Source organism: Streptomyces sp. NPDC046862 (assembly GCF_040704615.1).
In the GTDB taxonomy this organism is placed as follows: domain Bacteria; phylum Actinomycetota; class Actinomycetes; order Streptomycetales; family Streptomycetaceae; genus Streptomyces.
This window is the reverse complement of record NZ_JBEYXP010000003.1, coordinates 260,782-276,054: the sequence shown is the minus strand read 5'-3', so window position 1 is coordinate 276,054 and position 15,273 is coordinate 260,782. Positions and strand designations below refer to the sequence as shown.

Genomic DNA, 15,273 nt, shown 5'->3' with positions numbered 1-15,273 from the left:
AGAAATGACACGCCCCATCCCCGCCACGCACAGCCAGCTCGACCAGCTGCTCACCGGACTGGTGGAACGGGTCGCCGAGGTGAACCACGCTGTCGTGCTCTCCGAGGACGGACTCGTCGTCAGCAAGTCCACGGCGTTCGTACGGGACGACGCCGAGCGGCTCGCGGCCACCGCGTCCGGCCTGATGAGCCTCAGCAAGGGCGTCAGCATGGACTTCCGGGGCGGTCCGGTGCGCCAGTTGCTCATCGAGATGGGCAACTCCTATCTGATCCTCACCAACGCGGGCCCGGGCGCCAGCCTCGCGGTGCTGACCAACCAGGGCGCGGACGTCGGCGTGGTGGCGTACCAGATGAACATGCTGGTGAAGAAGATCGGCGAGCACCTCAGTGCCGCTCCGCGGGCCGGCGTCGTCGTCACGGCGGACAGCGGCGAGTGAGGTGAACGGAGGCGATACGGCCGGCCGACTGGTCCGGCCGTTCACCCTGACCGGCGGCCGGACCCAGCCCGACCGAGGCGACTTCACCCTCATCACGATGGTGATCGCGGCGCCCCCGCCGTCCGACGGCGGGCCCCGGCTGCAGCCCGAGCACACACGGATCCTGCGGCTGTGCGCGGAGCCGATCGTGGTGGCGGAGCTCGCCACGCTGCTCGACCTCCCCGTGAGCGTGGTCAGCATCATGCTCTGCGACCTGCTGCAGGCGGAACGGATCGTCGTCCAGCCGCCGCGTCCCGTATCGCGCACCTTGGACCTGGAACTGCTGCAGAAAGTGAGGGAAGGCCTTGACCGGCTCTGACGCCACCGTCCAGAAGGTCGCGGCACCCGACACGGTCAAGATCCTGATCGCCGGGGGCTTCGGCGTCGGCAAGACGACCATGGTCGGATCGGTCAGCGAGATCGTCCCGCTGCGCACCGAGGAACCCCTGACCACGGCGGGCCTCGGCGTCGACGACCTCAACGGCATCGAGGAGAAGAAGGCCACCACGGTGGCCCTGGACTTCGGCCGTATCACCATCAGCCAGGAACTCGTGCTGTACCTGTTCGGTACGCCCGGGCAGCAGCGCTTCTGGTTCATGTGGAACGACCTCGCCATCGGCGCCCTCGGCGCGGTGGTCCTCGTCGACGTGCGCCGGCCGGAGTCCAGCTTCGCCGCCATCGACTTCTTCGAGCGCCGCAAGATCCCGTTCGTCGTCGGCGTCAACGGCTTCTACGGAGAGCACCCCTACGCGCCCGAGGAGATCAGGGAGTCCCTCGCGCTGCCGGAGAACGCGCAGGTGCTGCTGTGCGACGCCCGCGAGCGCGGATCGTGCCGGGACGTGCTGATCGCGCTGATCGACCAGCTGATCGCCACCACGACCCACGCCAACGGCCGCACCGCCCCTACGGGGTGACGACCATGGGGCGACGGCCACGGCGTGACGACTACGGGGTGACGACGAGCCCGGCGACGTGTTCGGCGATCATGTCCAGCACGTCCGCCGCCGACGTGTCGTCGCCGAGCACGAGGTAGTTCAGCGTCAGCCCGTCCGTCATCGCGGCCAGATAGCGCGCGAGTACGGCGACGGGCACGCCGAGCTCGAAGCCCATGTCCTTCTGGAGCTGCCCGATGAGCTCGGCGTAGGTGTCGCGGTACAGCTCGTACTGCCGGCGCGCGAGATGCTCGAAACCCGGCTCGCGCAGGGCGTACTGCGTCAGCTCGTACGTCAGCATGTGCTCGCCGGGACGGGCGGAGACATGGTCCCAGTAGGCCTGGAAGCCGGCCCGTACGGTCTCCTGGAGCGTGGCCCTGGGCTTGATCGCCTCCTTCACGACCGTGACGTAGTCGTCGGTGATCGCCCTGATCACGGACTCGACCAGGGCCTGCTTGGAGTCGAAGCAGTAGTGGAAGACGCTCAAGGACACGCCGGCCTCGGCGGCGATGGACCGGGTCGTCGTCCTGGCCACGCCGTCCCGGGTCATCGCCCTGATCGCCGCCCCGGTCAGCTGCCGGCGCCGCTCGGCCGACGGCATCCGTGCCATGTGCGTGCCCTTCGTGTTCGTAGCGTCGTCAGCCGCTGTATATGCCCACCTCGCCCAGCGAGTACCCCCAGTCGGTGCCGCGGTCCAGCCCGTGGACGCGGACGTAACGGGCCGGGGTCGCGCCGAACTGTGCCGTGTCCAGGCCGCCGTCACCGGAGGTCGTGGACCAGGCGGTCTTCCAGTTCGTGCCATCGGTGGACAGCTCGACGCGGTACGACTTCCCGTACGCCTTCTCCCAGTCGAGCGTGACGCGCCTGACGGTCTGCGTGGACCCGAGGTCGATCCGCAGCCACTGGTCGTCGCTCCAGTCGCTGGCCCAGCGGGTACCGGTGTCGCCGTCCACTGCCCGGCCGGGCGCGTAGCTGGTGAACGGGTTGGACTCCGACGAACTGGCCGTCGCCGAACGGCCCTTGGCGAGGTTGACGCCCGCCTTGTGGCTCTCGGACGCGCCCCAGGTGTCGAGGTAGGACTCGGCGCCCCGGAACAGGTCGTTCACGACGTCCTGGCCGCCGACGAGCCGGATGTCCTCGATCCAGTCCGGGACCAGCCCGTAGTGGGCGGCGCCGTCGGTGTTGAGGTTCCAAGTGCGCTGACCCGTGGTCTGCTTGTCGATGACGGAGCCGCCGTCGACGCTGGTGAAGGGGTACTTCACCGGGTTCGAGGTGTCCGCGCCGCGGGGCGCGGGCCAGCCGCCGACGCCGTTCATGTCGGTGCCGTAGCCGTAGCCCACCTTGTACTTGTCGCGCAGCGCGTCCGTGCGCTTCGCCTCCTTGGCGAACTCCTCCGAGCCGTGCATGTACTGGGCGACGAAACCGCCGAGGGAGTAGACCCGCTCGGTCCAGTTGAGGTCCATCCAGCTGTGCGACGAGATGACGCCGGGGTACTGCTCGGCCTCGAAGATGTCGAGCGCCCGGCCGGTGGCCTTGACGCTCATGTGGTCGACCTCGAGCATCATCTTGCGTTTCATCATGCCGCGCACGGCGTACTCACCGAGGCCGGTGAGCCCTCTGACGTTGCACTGGGCGTTCTCGTCGTACTCCGGCACCTCGGTGCCCGCCGGCAGGTCCTTCTCGGCGTCGGACGACGCACCGCCGATGGGGTTGTCGTGCTGCGGGCCAGTGCACTTCTCCGTCTTCCAGAACGTGCCGGTCGACAGGAACTGGCCGACGTTGATGGCCGTGCCGAGGCCGCCCTCGTCGAAGCGCACCCCGCACAGGGCGTTGTCGAACTTGTGGCACAGGAACATGCTGCGCACGCCCAGGTCGTACAGCTCGTCCAGCCCCTTGTCGATGTCCTCCTTGTCGCACTGCGCGATGTCCAGGACCTGCTTGCAGCCGAACGGTTCGGAGGTCTCGACACCGAGGACGACGGCGAGCTTGCCCTGCTTGACGACCTCACGGGCCTGCGCGCTGTCGGTGACGATGCGGAACCAGCCCTTGCCCGTGCCGCCGTACATCTTGTCGATGTAGTCCTGCATGTCGTACGTCAGCTTGGCCTGGAGCCGGATGGACGTCATCTCGTCACAACTCCGGTCCTTGAAGAAGTAGACCGAGCAGATCACGCCGTTGGTGACGAGGTCGTTGACGAGCACCCGCTGACCGCCGCGCCAGGCGCGCTCGATCCACGCGTAGTAGTTCTGCTGGTGGGTCATCGAGTCGTACGCGGGCCAGTCCTTGAACGTCGGCCAGCCGACCGGGTCGTGCTTGCCGTCACCGCCCTTGGTGATGTAGTCGAAGATCGCGAGCGAACCGTCCGGGTAGTGCTCCGGACAGTCCTTGAGCGCGTCCGCGACGCCCGACTCCGAGAACGGCCTGCCGCAGATGAGCCGGCCTCCGAACCCCTCGTTGGCCATGATGTGGTTGTGCGCGTCGACGAACCCGCGCACCTCGCCCGCCGCGTTCGTCCCCTTGAAGGGCTCACCGGTGACGTTGATCTGCGAGTCCGGCGAGGGCCGTGCGCTCGGTGTCCACCAGTCGGTGCCGGCCGCCGAACTCGGCGTCGGGCCCAGCGTCATGGACAGCACGACGACGAGCAGGGACAGCAGCGCGAGACGCCTGCGTTTGCGGTGCGGGCTCCGGGGGTGGGGGCGGCGAACCATGGTCATTGGTCACGTCCTCGGTCGGCGGGTGGCGCGGTGGTGAGCCAGACCGTCCGGGACGGGGCGCTACCAGCCCGCGACGTGGTTGTCATGACTCGCACAAGCGATGTGACGAGAATCGCTACTGGCGGGTACTGAGTCAAGAGTCCGGGACACTTGACCTGATGACCGTATGACCGTTCCGGCGGCCGGAAAACGGCGTGCGCGGACCGCTTCGCGGACGCTACGGTCCCCGGCATGACCGAGCTCGATGAGGACGGCTACTTCGGAGAAGACATCGCGGCGACGTACGACGAGTCGTCGGCGGACATGTTCCGGCCCGAGGCGGTGGAACCGGCGGTGGACCTGCTCGCCGAACTCGCCGACGACGGACAGGCGCTCGAACTGGGCATCGGCACCGGCCGGATCGCGCTGCCGCTGAGCCGTCGCGGGATTCCGGTGCACGGCATCGACATGTCCCGGGCGATGGTGTCCCAACTGCGCTCCAAGCCCGGCGGCGAGGCGATCGACGTCACGATCGGAGACTTCGCGACGACGCGCGTGCCGGGCACGTTCGCGGTCGCGTACCTCGTCTTCAACACGATCAACAACCTGACGACCCAGGACGCCCAGGTCGACTGCTTCCGCAACGCGGCCGCCCACCTGAGACCCGGCGGCCGCTTCGTCATCGAGGTCGGCGTGCCGGACCTGCGCAGGCTGCCGCCGGGACAGAGCGCCGTCCCGTTCACGATCAGCCCCACCCGGCTGGGATTCGACACGTACGACGTCGCCACGCAGGCGATGAGCTCGCACCACATCACGATCGTCGACGGACGCCCCTCGTACTGGTCCCTCCCGTTCCGGTACGTCTGGCCGGCCGAACTGGACCTGATGGCGCGGCTCGCCGGGATGCGGCTGCGCGACCGGTGGGAGGGGTGGCGGCGCGAGCCGTTCACGGGCGAGAGCCGCCGGCACGTCTCGGTCTGGGAGAAGGTCGCGGAGTCGGCGGAGTAGGGGAACCCTGGGGGGTAAACCCCCGTGTACAGAGGCCAGTTGGTCGGATGTCAGTGACGGATGGGACGGGCGAAGCTCGTCCCCATGACGAGAACCAAGCGAAACACCGCCCTGCTGGCCGCCTCCACCGCCGTCCTGAGCCTCGCCTTACCTCTCACCGCGGCGTCCCCTTCGACGGCCGCCGCCCCCAAGGCGCCGCCCCTCGACTGGACGAAGTGCGAGGGGACAGGGCTCGATCCGCGGCAGGAGTGCGCGACCGTCGAGGTGCCGATGGACTACGCCGCCCCGCACGGCAAGAAGATCACCGTGGCCTTCTCCCGGATCCCGGCCGAGAACCCGCAGAAGCGCCGCGGTGCGCTGTTCCTGATCCCTGGCGGGCCCGGCGGCGGCAGCCTCGACCAGCCCTCCGACAAGGGGCAGAAGCTGCCGCAGGAGGTACGGGACGCCTATGACCTGATCGGCTTCGACCCCCGGGGGTACGGCCGGTCCACTCCGGCCAGCTGCGACCTGGAACGAGGTGACCTCGCCCGGACGAAACTCCTTCCCTGGCCCGCCTCCGACGGTTCTGTCACGGAGACCATGGCCACCGCGCGGCGCGTGTCGGAGGCGTGCGCACGCAACGGCGGCGAGCTGGTACAGCACATCAGCACCGCCAACGAAGCCCGCGACCTCGACCGAGTCCGGGCGGCCCTCGGCGAGAAGAAGATCTCCGCCTGGGGAGTCTCGTACGGCACCTATGTCGGCGCCGTGTACAACGAGCTGTTCCCGCACCGCACCGACCGCTTCGTGCTGGACAGCAACGGCAACCCCGACCACGTCCGGGTGCAGCGGGCCTGGCTCGAAGCGTTCGAGGTGGGAGTCGAGGACAACTTCCCCGAGTTCGCCAAGTGGGCATCCGAGCCGGGCAACCGCGACCGAGTGGCCAAGACCCCGGCTGAGGTGCGCCGCGTCTTCCTCCGTCTCGCCGCACGCCTCGACCGCAAGCCCATCCCCTGGCCCGGGGCCAACCCGGAGGAGCTCAACGGAAACGTGCTCCGTCAGACCATGCTGGACTCCCTCTATGACCCCGACGACTACCCCACCCTGGCCAAGCTGATCCTGGCCGCCCAGAAGGACACGGTGCCGCCCGCGCCTCAGGGGCCGCCCGAGCCGGTCCTGCAGAACGCCACCGCGGTCGGCGCCGCCACCATCTGCAACGACGCAGCCTGGCCCAGGTCGGCAGGCGTGTACGAGAAGGGCGTCGCCGAGAGCCGCGCCAAGTACCCGCTGACCGCCGGGATGCCGAGGAACGCGATGACGTGCGCCGCCTGGCCGTGGACGCCCAAGGAGCCCGCCGTACGGATCACCGACCGCGGCCCCTCCACCGTTCTCCTCGTCCAGAACCGGCGGGACGTGGCCACCCCGCTCAGCGGCGCCCTCAAAATGCGCGCGGCCCTCGGCCGGCGCGCCGTCATGGTGACCGTGAATTCCACCGGCCACGACGCCTACCTCGGCAACGGCAACGCCTGCGGCGACCGGACGGTGTCCCACTTCCTGGCGACGGGGGAGCGACCGGCGCGCGACATCGTCTGCGAGTGACGAGTCGCGACTGGCGAGTTCAGCCAGGAAGTGGCGGCCACGCCCCCCAGGGCTGCGACCAGGAGTAGGTGAGCTCCCCTTCACCGGTCCGCCAGCGGCGAGGGGCCGTGGTGGAGAGCCAGTCCAGCGGTTCCACGCCGCCCGGAGCCCCGCCGTCCAGGGCGAGCCGGACGGCCGCGGTGAGGTCGGCGTCGGCCCGCGCGGTGCGGGCGGCGGGGTCGACGGAGACGAACAGCGCGGTTCCCGATCGGGCCACCAGGTCGAGGAACTGACGGTTCAGCGTCCACTCCGTCACCGGCGTGCACGGTACGCAGTCGGCGTCCAGCGCGTAGAAGCGGTTGTGCTGGGCCAGCCGGAAGGCGAGGGTGTTGATCCCCATACGGCGGGTCCGCTCCCAGTGCCGCCCCGAGGTGTCGTCACCCGTGCGCTGCACCTCCACCAGGCCGGCCGCCAGGTGCCCGACGGTGTTGCAGCCGATCACCAGCGCGTCGCCGGCGGCCTCGGCGACGGAACGGTAGAGGGCCACCAGCACCTCGGCGGTGGTACGGGTACGGTCGGCCAGCCGCCAGTCGGGGCCGGCCATCTCGTGGGGCGTGTCCGGGTGGAAGCGGCCGAAGACGTCGTACGTGCTGAAGTCGTGCTTGATCAGCTCGAAGCCCCAGGCGCGGAAGCGGGAGACGTCGTCGGCGACGGCGGCCAGCGTGTCGTCCAGTGAGGGATCGAGCGGTACCCGGCCGGGGCGGCCGACGTCCGTACGCATCCCCTTGACCTCGGTGCGGGACAGCAGCGGCCGGAACCACAGCCCCGGCCGGGCTCCCCGGTCCGCGATACCGGCGGCCAGGCCCGCCATGTCGTCGAACACCCCCGGCAGACCGGTGTCCCACGGTCCGCCCGGCGCGCTGCCGCCGCCCTCCGTCCAGCCGTCGTCGACGACGCAGAAGGGCCGCACCGGATGGTCGCCGGCGTACTCGGCGATGGTGTCGGCGTCGCGCAGCACGGCCTCAGGGCCGAAGTCCCTGCCGTAGGCGTAGTACCAGTTGTTGCAGCCGACCACCGGTCGCGTGGGCAGCAGAGGGTCGGGGGACATGGCGGAGCACAGGTCCTGCAGCGCCGTGTACGGGGTGACGGTACCGTCGGCCGCCACGCCGACCACCGTGGCGGCGTCCAGCTCGCGCTCACCCGGCAGCACCGGCAGCCCGCCGGAGCGCACGTCCAGCCACAGGGTGGTGCCGTCCTCGTCCACCGTCCAGCAGCACAGGGCGCCGGCCCGGGTGCGTACGCCGAGACCGGCGGTGGTGCCGGTGGCGGGGTCGGTGCCCAGCCAGTACCAGGGCAGCGGCCGCTCCGGCTGGATGCCGCGCCACTGCAGGTCGCCGTACGAGCGCTCCCAGGCGTCGCCGAGCACCAGGGTGGGCCGCCCGCCCCCGGGGTGGTGACGCCAGCGCAGCGCCACCTTCGACAGGCCTTGGGGTCCGGGGGCCGCGAGGGTCACCGACAGTGCGCCGTCCGGCTGTTGACGGAGTGTCACCTCGGTGTCGGGTGTGGTCCAGCGACCGCTGCCCGAGGGCGTGGCGGTGCGAGGACGGTCGTCCGCCCCGGCGATCACATGGACGGAGTCGGGAAGGGCGACATCGGTCTCGTGCATCCGCTTCAGCCTTTCACCGCACCGGAGGTGAGTCCCTGGACGATGTGCCGGCTGGCGAAGGCGAACAGGACCATCGTGGGCAGGATGGTGAGCACGGCCGCCGCGGACATCGAGCCCCAGTCGATGTTGAAGCTGGAGATGAATCCGTTCAGGGCCGTGGGGACGGTCTTGTTGGCGTCGCTGTTCATCAGCGTCACCGAAAGGAACAGCTCGTTCCAGCAGTTGACGAAGTTGAAGATGAACGCGGCCACGATCCCAGGACGCATCACCGGCAACAGCACGCGGAACAGCGCCCCGAACCGCGACAGTCCGTCGATCATCGCGGCCTCCTCCAGCGCGTCGGGGATGTTCTCGAAGAAGCCGCGCAGCATCACCGTGCAGAACGGGATGCACACGGCGATGTAGACGAGCATGAGCCCGAGGCGGTTGTCGACCAGCCGGAGGTCGGTCATGAGCAGGTACAGCGGCCCCAGCGCGATGAACGAGGGGATCATCTGGGTGACCAGCGCGGCCATCAGCAGCGCGGACTTGGTACGGAACTCGAACCGCGCCAGTACGTACGCCGACAGCATCGAGATCGCCGTGGCCACCGCGCCCGCGACGGTCGAGACGAGGAGGCTGTTGGTGAGGTAGACACCGAAGTCGGCCTTGGAGAACAGGTCGGTGTAGTTCTCCAGCGAGAAGTGCTCGGGCCAGTAGGCGATCGGGAAGCGGAAGATGTCGCCCGGTGCCTTCAGCGAGGTGACGGCGATCCAGTACAGCGGGAAGACCGTGAAGACCAGCCACATCCCCAGGAAGGTGAACCGCGCGGCCCGTCCGGCCGCGCTCTCCTTGCCGATCACGACCTCACCCCTCGCTTCTCGCGCGTGGCCAGCAGGAAGAACGTGGCGAACAGCAGCAGCCCGGCGACCACCAGGAGGCCGAGGGCCGAGGCCTGGCCGTAGTCGCCCTGCTGAGTGATCCGGATCATCCAGGTGGTCACGATCTGTGTCTCGTTGTTGGGGCCGCCGCCGGTCATCCCGAAGATCAGATCGGGGAAGTTGAAGATCCAGATGACCCGCAGCAGCACGGTGAGGGCGAGCGTGGTGCGGATGTACGGGATGGTGATCTGCAACAGCGTGCGCACCTTGCCCGCGCCGTCCAGCGCCGCCGCCTCGTACAGCTCGTCGGGGATGGACTGCAACGCGGCCAGGATCATGATCGCGAAGAAGGTGACGCCGTACCAGGTGTTGGCGACGAGCACGGCGATCATCGCCTTGTCCGGATCGGCGAGCCAGGCGATCGGCTGGTCGATCAGCCCGGCCTTCTGCAGCAGGTCGTTGACGACACCGAACTCGCTGTTGAACATCCAGCGGAACAGGATGCCGATGAGGAACCCGGAGATCGCCCAGGGGAAGAAGATCAGCGCCTGGTAGAGGCCGCGGAACCGGAAGTGCCGGCGCAGCCACAGGGCGAGCGCGAAGCCGATCACCAGCTGCGGGACGATCGAACCCACCACCCACAGAGCGGTGTTGGCCAGCACCGTGCCCCAGGCCGGATCGGCGAACACCTCGCGGAAGTTCTTGAAGCCCACCCAGGAGGTGTCGGTCAGGTCGGTCAGCTTCCAGTTGCGGAACGCCATCTGGCTTCCCGCGATCATGGGGTAGTAGGTGAAGACCGCCACGAAGACCGCGGCCGGCGCCATGAAGGCGGCGATGAGCAACCCGCGCCGGGTGGTGAACTCCCGCCTGCGGCGGCCCGTTCCGCCCCCGTGGCCGGGCGGGGCACCCCCCTTGCGGGAAGGGCGCCCCGGCTCCGGTCGCGTCGTCGTGGTGGACGAGGCGGTCATGCCTGCTTCCACTTCGCCGTCCAGTACCCGTCCCAGTCGGCCAGCAGCTCCTTGGGCGTCAGCTTGCCGAGGATCATCTTCTGCACGTCGGCGTCTGCCTTCTGCTGCCACTCGGTCCACCAGGAGACACCGCGCGGCTGGGTGACGACGAGGTACTTCTCCGGGTGCTGCGTCATGGTGACGTAGCTGGACCAGGGGCCCGTCTTGTAGAAGGGGTCCTCGGTCGCCGACTTGAGGATCGGCACCAGGCTGTTCTTCTTGGTGAAGTTCGTGGACGCCTCGCCCTGGGACAGGAACTCGACCAGCTTGACCGCCTCGGCCTTGTGCTTGCTGCCCTTGGCGACGCCCCACCCGGCGGTGGCCAGCGGCTGCACGGTCTTGCCGGAGGGACCGGCCACCAGCGGGGCGGTGTTCCACTGGCTCTTCGTGATCGACTTGGACTCCGAGACCGTGGCGATCACCTCGGGGTCCTGGAGCAGGAAGGCCGTGGAGCCGTTGGAGAAGCCCTCGACCATCTCCGGATAGCCCCAGGAGACCGACGACTTGGGCGAGGCCTTCTTGAACAGCTTGAGGTAGGTCTCCATCGCGTCGAGTGCCCCCGGAGCGGAGAAGATCGTCTTCCCGTCCTTGAGCTTGAACCCGTTGGCGGGGTCGACGTCGTCGGCGACGTAGGCCTCGATGATCGCGGAGGCGTTGCCGTTGGCGTTGGCCCCGCCCCGGAAGGCGTAGCCGTACTGGCGCTTGGCCGGGTCCTGGATGGCGGTGGCCTGCTTCAGCAGGTCCTCCCAGGTGGCCGGGGGCTCGCTGAAGCCGGCCTTCTTGATCAGGTCGGTGCGGTAGAAGAGGCTCAGCCCGTAGAAGCCGTACGGGATGAAGTAGGTCTTGCCGTCGGCGTCCTTCGAGGCCTTGACGGCGTTCTCCGTCATGGCCTGCCAGCCCTTCCAGCCCGTCAGGTCCTTCTTCATGTCGTAGAGCCAGCCGTTGTTCGACCAGGGGCCGACGGTGGTGTCGCGTACCTCCAGGGTGTCCACGCCGGTGCCGGACTGGAGCATCTGCTGGATCTTCTGGTCGGCCTGCTCGGTGGGCGGCGAGATCAGATTGACCTTTATCTTGGGGTTCTGCTTCTCGAAGTCGCCTATCAGGCCCTTGAGCAGATCGGTGCGAGCGGGGTTGGTGAGGCTTTCGACCATGGTCAGGGTGACCGCGCCGCCGGCACTGCCGCCGGGACTCATGGTGGAACAGCCGGTCAGGACCAGCGCGGCTGCTGTGGCGAGGGCTGCCGTCCTTCTTCTCATCGTGCTGACCTCTTCGGTGGAGGGGAGGGGCGTGCTGTGGTGAGCGGCTACGGCGTGCCGTGCTGCTCGCGGGCCGCGCGGGCCCAGTCGCCGAGGACGGGGACGCAGGCCTCGGCGAAGTACTCATAGTCGGCGGCGGTGTTGTAGACGTGGGCGGACACCCGCAGATAGCCGACGCCGCCGAAGCTGGTGAAGGCCGCCTCCACGCCCAGCTCCAGGGCCACCCGGTCGCGCAGCGCGTCGGCCTCGACGCGGGTGGCCCCGAGGCCCGGGGGCAGCCGCACCAGCCGCATGCCGGGCACGGGCATGCCGACGTCCACCCGGCCGCCGCCATCGGTCATCTCGCCGGCATCGGTCTTCTCGGCGAACGCGGCGCCGATGACGTGCTCGGCGTAGCCGGCCAGGTCGTCCATGTAGCGGCGGGCGGTGTCCCAGCCCCAGGCGCGCTCGATGAAGTCGAGTGCCGTCGGCGCCGCCAGATAGGAGGTGGCGTCCAGCGTGCCCTGCTGGTCGAAGCGGTCGGGGTACGGATCGGGGGCGCCCCACGAGTCGATCAGCGGATAGAGCTGATCCCGCCAGGGGCCGCCGGCGACCAGCGCCGCGGTGCCGCGCGGTGCGCAGCCCCACTTGTGGAGGTTGCCGACCCAGAAGTCGCACGTGCCGCCCGTCGCACCGGCGAGCGGGGCGTCGAGGAGACCGGGGGCGTGAGCGGCGTCCACGAGGAACGGGATGCCACGCCGGCGCAGCTCCGCGCCGATCAGCTCGACCGGCATCAGGCGCGCCGTGGGTGAGGTGATCTGGTCGACGACGACGAGGTCGGTGGCGTCGCTCACCTCGGCGATCACGGCCTCGTACGCCTGCCGCTCGTCCGCGTCCAGCGGTACCTCGGCCGTACGGACCCGGCCGCCCCAGCGCCGGGCCAGGCGCTCGGCGCCCATGGTCACGGCCCCGTATCCGTGGTCGGTGACGAGGATCTCCCCGCCGCGACGGCGGGTGAGGGAGGCGTACACGACGCTGGCGCCGGCGCTCGCGTTCGGCACCAGGGCGAGATCGTCGGGGGCGGCCCCGAGGAAGGCCGCGAGGTCGACCCGGGTGGCGGCGAGCCGTGGCGGCAGCGCCGGGAACCACACCACGGGGGAGCGTTCCATCTCCGCGCGCAGCTGGTTCTGCCGCTCCTGTGCCACCAGGGGGACCGCCCCGAACGAACCGTGGTTCAGGTGCCGCAGGGCGGGGTCCAGGGACCAGGCCCGGTCGGCGGGCCGTCCGTTCGCCAGCAGCAGGGGGCTGGGCGCGGTGGTGACCTCGGTCTCGCTCACAAGACTCCACTTCTGCCGCACGGGGCGCCCCGGCGCGTATCAGGACATCAGTCAGGACATCAGTCGGACATCAGATCCTGCGCCGGGAGACGTATGATGACTTGGATGCTGGCACGTCGTTTTCAGGCCTACAAGAGCCCTGCAAGGAAAAGTCATCAGATGACTCGCGTTCGATACGGGGGAGACATCTGATGACCGGACCTCGGTACAGTGCACCGGGAAGGGTCCTGGCCGTGCCACGGGCCCGCCAGGGGAGGAGATCGATGTCCGCAGTCGACAAGGCGTTCCACGGCCTACGGCACATGATCGCCACGGGTCGCCTCGCCGCGGGGGAACGCATCCCGCCCGAGGGCGACCTCTGCGAGGAACTCGGCGTGTCGCGAGGCTCGTTGCGCGAGGCCGTGCGGATGCTCGCCGCCCTGGGAGTGATCGAGCCGCGGCACGGCTCCGGCACGTACGTCTCCCAGCTCAGGCCGGAGGACGTCATCGGCAGCCTCTCGCTGACCCTGGAACTCCTGCCGCTGTCCGGCCTGCTGGAGGTCTACGAGATCCGGCGGGTGCTGGAGGCCCATGTCGCCGCCCAGGCCGCGGCCCGCTGCACCCCGGAGGAGGTGGGGACGCTCTTCTCGCTCATCGAGGCCATGGAGGCCACCGGCGATCCCACCAAGGCCTCCGAACTCGACCACCGGTTCCACTCGGAGATCGCCCGGATCGGCGGCAACCCCACCCTGGCCTCACTGCTGTCGGTGTTCCGCGCCCGCTCCCGCAAGTACCAGGTCTTCACCCTCCCCGAGGGCCCCGAACTGCGCCGCAAGAGCGACGAGGACCACCGGGTGCTGGCCACCGCCATAGCCGACCACGACCCCGTCGCCGCGGCCGGCGCGGCCCAGGCCCATGTCGCCCAGACCGAGCGGTGGCTGCGCGCCTTCACGCCTCCCGTGGAGGAGGAGGACGACGACACGGACTGACGGTGCGTGGGGCGGGCGCCACGTGACGGGCACGGCCGGTCCGTTCAGTTCCTGGCCCGTTCAGTTCCTGGTCCGTGCGGTCCCTGGCTCGTTCAGTGGCTGGTCCGTTCCGTCCGTGGTTGGTTCGCGGCGTGCCGTTCGGAGGCCGCGATAGACGTAACGCGGAGCGCCGGCGGACGAGGGCTCGTCGGGAGGCGGGGTCTCCGCCAGGGCGCGTACGAGGGCGTGGTCCGGGGACAGCGCGCACGCGGGGTCGGTGCGGGCGGCGTCCCCGGTGAGCGCGTGGGCCTGACAGCGACAGCCGCCGAAGTCCGTCTCGCGACGGGGGCAGCCCGTGCACGGCCCGCTCATCCACTCGGTGCCGCGATACAGGTTGAAGGCCGGTGAACTGTGCCAGATCCACTCCAGGGACCGGTCGCGTACGTTCGGTGTCTCCAGGTCCGGCAGAGTCCCCGCCGCGGGGCACGGCAGGACGCCGCCGTCGGGGGCGACGGTCAGCGACACCGCCCCCCAGCCGCCCATGCAGGGCTTCGGCACGCCGTCGAAGTAGTCCGGAACCACCCACACCAGTTCGGTGGTGCCCGCCAGTTGCCTCCGCCGGCGCTCGACCACCTCCCGGGCGCGCGAAAGCTGGTCGCGCGTGGGCAGCAGGGTGGTGCGGTTGCGCAGGGCCCACCCGTAGAACTGGACGTTGGCCAGCTCGATCCGCTCGGCGCCCCACGCCACGCCGAGGTCCACGATGGCGTCGACGGCGTCGAGGTTGTCGCGGTGCAGGACGACATTGAGGCCCAGCGGCAGCTCCGCGTCACGTACGACAGCGGCGGCCCGCTCCTTCGCCGCGAAGGACCGCCTCCCGGCGATCCGGTCGGACGCCGCCGGATCCGCGTGCTGCACCGACAACTGGACGCTGCGCAGCCCGGCGGACACGAGCGCCGACAGTCTCGACGCGCTCAGCCCGCTCCCGCTGGTGACCAGCTGGGTGTAGATCCCGGCCGACTCGGCCGCCGCGACGATGGCCGCGAGATCGCGGCGGAGCAGGGGCTCACCACCGGAGAGATGAGTATGGACGACGCCGAGCTCCGCGGCCTGCCGCAGCACGTCCTCCCACTCCTCGGTGGAGAGTTCACGGGAACGCCCGGCGAGTTCGAGCGGGTTGGAGCAGTAGGGACAGTGGAGTGGGCAGCCGTGGGTGAGTTCGGCCAGCAGGGCCCAGGGCGCGGACGGGCTCGGTGGGTTCGGTGGGCTCGTCATCGCAGCCAGCCCTCCTCGCGTACGCGGCCGAGGAACCGGGGTACCTCGTCCGCCACGGGCGCGCCGGGGAAGCGGGCCGCCAGCTCGTCGACGATCTCGCCGACCCGCCGGTGGCCGTCGCACAGCCGGAGGACCTCCACCGCCCGTCCGCTGAGGACCACCACGCGTTCGGGCAGCACCAGCAGGTCCGCCCCGCGCACCCGGTCGTGACGGAGCACGACCGAGCGGGCCAGGGCCGGCCGCCATTCTGCGGCGATCGGCTCGTTCACGGCCGGCTCGTTCAC

General features: G+C 69.8%; 15 protein-coding genes. 6 read left to right on the top strand and 9 right to left on the bottom strand.

Going from position 1 to position 15,273, the window contains the following annotated elements:
- The first annotated feature begins 4 nt into the window (after nt 1–4).
- The 3 genes from AB0959_RS04720 to AB0959_RS04710 are packed head-to-tail and all read left to right on the top strand — an operon-like array spanning nt 5 to nt 1,389.
- Entirely contained in the window at nt 5–436 is a 432-nt protein-coding gene (locus AB0959_RS04720) for a roadblock/LC7 domain-containing protein (protein ID WP_366824810.1), read from the top strand.
- A 1-nt stretch (nt 437) separates the two neighbouring features.
- Nucleotides 438–794 carry a DUF742 domain-containing protein gene (locus tag AB0959_RS04715; RefSeq protein ID WP_366824809.1) on the top strand — a complete coding sequence of 119 codons (357 nt, stop codon included), beginning with the start codon at nt 438–440 and terminating at the stop codon, nt 792–794.
- Nucleotides 781–1,389, top strand: coding sequence for an ATP/GTP-binding protein (locus tag AB0959_RS04710; RefSeq protein ID WP_366824808.1), 609 nt, complete (start codon nt 781–783; stop codon nt 1,387–1,389). The genes AB0959_RS04715 and AB0959_RS04710 overlap by 14 nt, the downstream gene beginning before the upstream one ends.
- Before the next feature lie 31 nt (nt 1,390–1,420).
- On the opposite strand, the gene AB0959_RS04705 is transcribed toward AB0959_RS04710, so the two are convergent.
- Nucleotides 1,421–2,017, bottom strand: coding sequence for a TetR/AcrR family transcriptional regulator (locus AB0959_RS04705; RefSeq protein ID WP_366824807.1), 597 nt, complete (start codon nt 2,015–2,017; stop codon nt 1,421–1,423).
- Nucleotides 2,018–2,045: 28 nt separating this feature from the next.
- Nucleotides 2,046–4,115: a discoidin domain-containing protein gene (locus AB0959_RS04700; protein WP_366824900.1), complete on the bottom strand. Its 2,070-nt coding sequence runs from the start codon at nt 4,113–4,115 to the stop codon at nt 2,046–2,048.
- A 237-nt stretch (nt 4,116–4,352) separates the two neighbouring features.
- On the opposite strand from AB0959_RS04700, the gene AB0959_RS04695 reads away from it, so the two are divergent.
- Both AB0959_RS04695 and AB0959_RS04690 read left to right on the top strand, forming a co-directional pair.
- Nucleotides 4,353–5,108 carry a class I SAM-dependent methyltransferase gene (locus AB0959_RS04695; protein ID WP_366824806.1) on the top strand — a complete coding sequence of 252 codons (756 nt, stop codon included), beginning with the start codon at nt 4,353–4,355 and terminating at the stop codon, nt 5,106–5,108.
- Between the two features lie 84 nt (nt 5,109–5,192).
- Nucleotides 5,193–6,686 (top strand): alpha/beta hydrolase, encoded by a 1,494-nt coding sequence (locus AB0959_RS04690; protein ID WP_366824805.1) that lies wholly within the window; start codon nt 5,193–5,195, stop codon nt 6,684–6,686.
- 19 nt (nt 6,687–6,705) lie between these two features.
- Here the strand turns inward: AB0959_RS04690 and AB0959_RS04685 are convergent, their stop codons facing one another.
- From AB0959_RS04685 to AB0959_RS04665, 5 genes are read right to left on the bottom strand one after another with little or no spacing between them, the layout of a single operon-like run.
- Entirely contained in the window at nt 6,706–8,331 is a 1,626-nt protein-coding gene (locus tag AB0959_RS04685; protein ID WP_366824804.1) for a hypothetical protein, read from the bottom strand.
- Nucleotides 8,332–8,336: 5 nt separating this feature from the next.
- On the bottom strand, nt 8,337–9,173 hold the full coding sequence (locus tag AB0959_RS04680) for a carbohydrate ABC transporter permease (RefSeq protein ID WP_366824803.1): 837 nt from the start codon (nt 9,171–9,173) through the stop codon (nt 8,337–8,339).
- Entirely contained in the window at nt 9,170–10,159 is a 990-nt protein-coding gene (locus AB0959_RS04675) for a sugar ABC transporter permease (RefSeq protein ID WP_366824802.1), read from the bottom strand. Before AB0959_RS04675 ends, AB0959_RS04680 begins: the two co-directional genes overlap by 4 nt.
- The gene (locus AB0959_RS04670) at nt 10,156–11,454 is read right to left on the bottom strand and encodes a sugar ABC transporter substrate-binding protein (protein WP_366824801.1); all 1,299 of its coding nucleotides are present in this window, start codon (nt 11,452–11,454) and stop codon (nt 10,156–10,158) included. Before AB0959_RS04670 ends, AB0959_RS04675 begins: the two co-directional genes overlap by 4 nt.
- A gap of 47 nt (nt 11,455–11,501) precedes the next feature.
- On the bottom strand, nt 11,502–12,770 hold the full coding sequence (locus AB0959_RS04665; RefSeq protein WP_366824800.1) for an aminotransferase class V-fold PLP-dependent enzyme: 1,269 nt from the start codon (nt 12,768–12,770) through the stop codon (nt 11,502–11,504).
- 263 nt (nt 12,771–13,033) lie between these two features.
- On the opposite strand from AB0959_RS04665, the gene AB0959_RS04660 reads away from it, so the two are divergent.
- A complete protein-coding gene (locus AB0959_RS04660) occupies nt 13,034–13,738 on the top strand; it encodes an FCD domain-containing protein (protein WP_366824798.1) in 705 nt (234 codons plus the stop codon).
- Between the two features lie 60 nt (nt 13,739–13,798).
- On the opposite strand, the gene pqqE is transcribed toward AB0959_RS04660, so the two are convergent.
- A complete protein-coding gene (gene pqqE / locus AB0959_RS04655; RefSeq protein ID WP_366824797.1) occupies nt 13,799–14,989 on the bottom strand; it encodes a pyrroloquinoline quinone biosynthesis protein PqqE in 1,191 nt (396 codons plus the stop codon).
- Nucleotides 14,986–15,258, bottom strand: coding sequence for a pyrroloquinoline quinone biosynthesis peptide chaperone PqqD (pqqD, locus tag AB0959_RS04650; protein ID WP_366824899.1), 273 nt, complete (start codon nt 15,256–15,258; stop codon nt 14,986–14,988). Before pqqD ends, pqqE begins: the two co-directional genes overlap by 4 nt.
- Nucleotides 15,259–15,273: the final 15 nt, after the last annotated feature.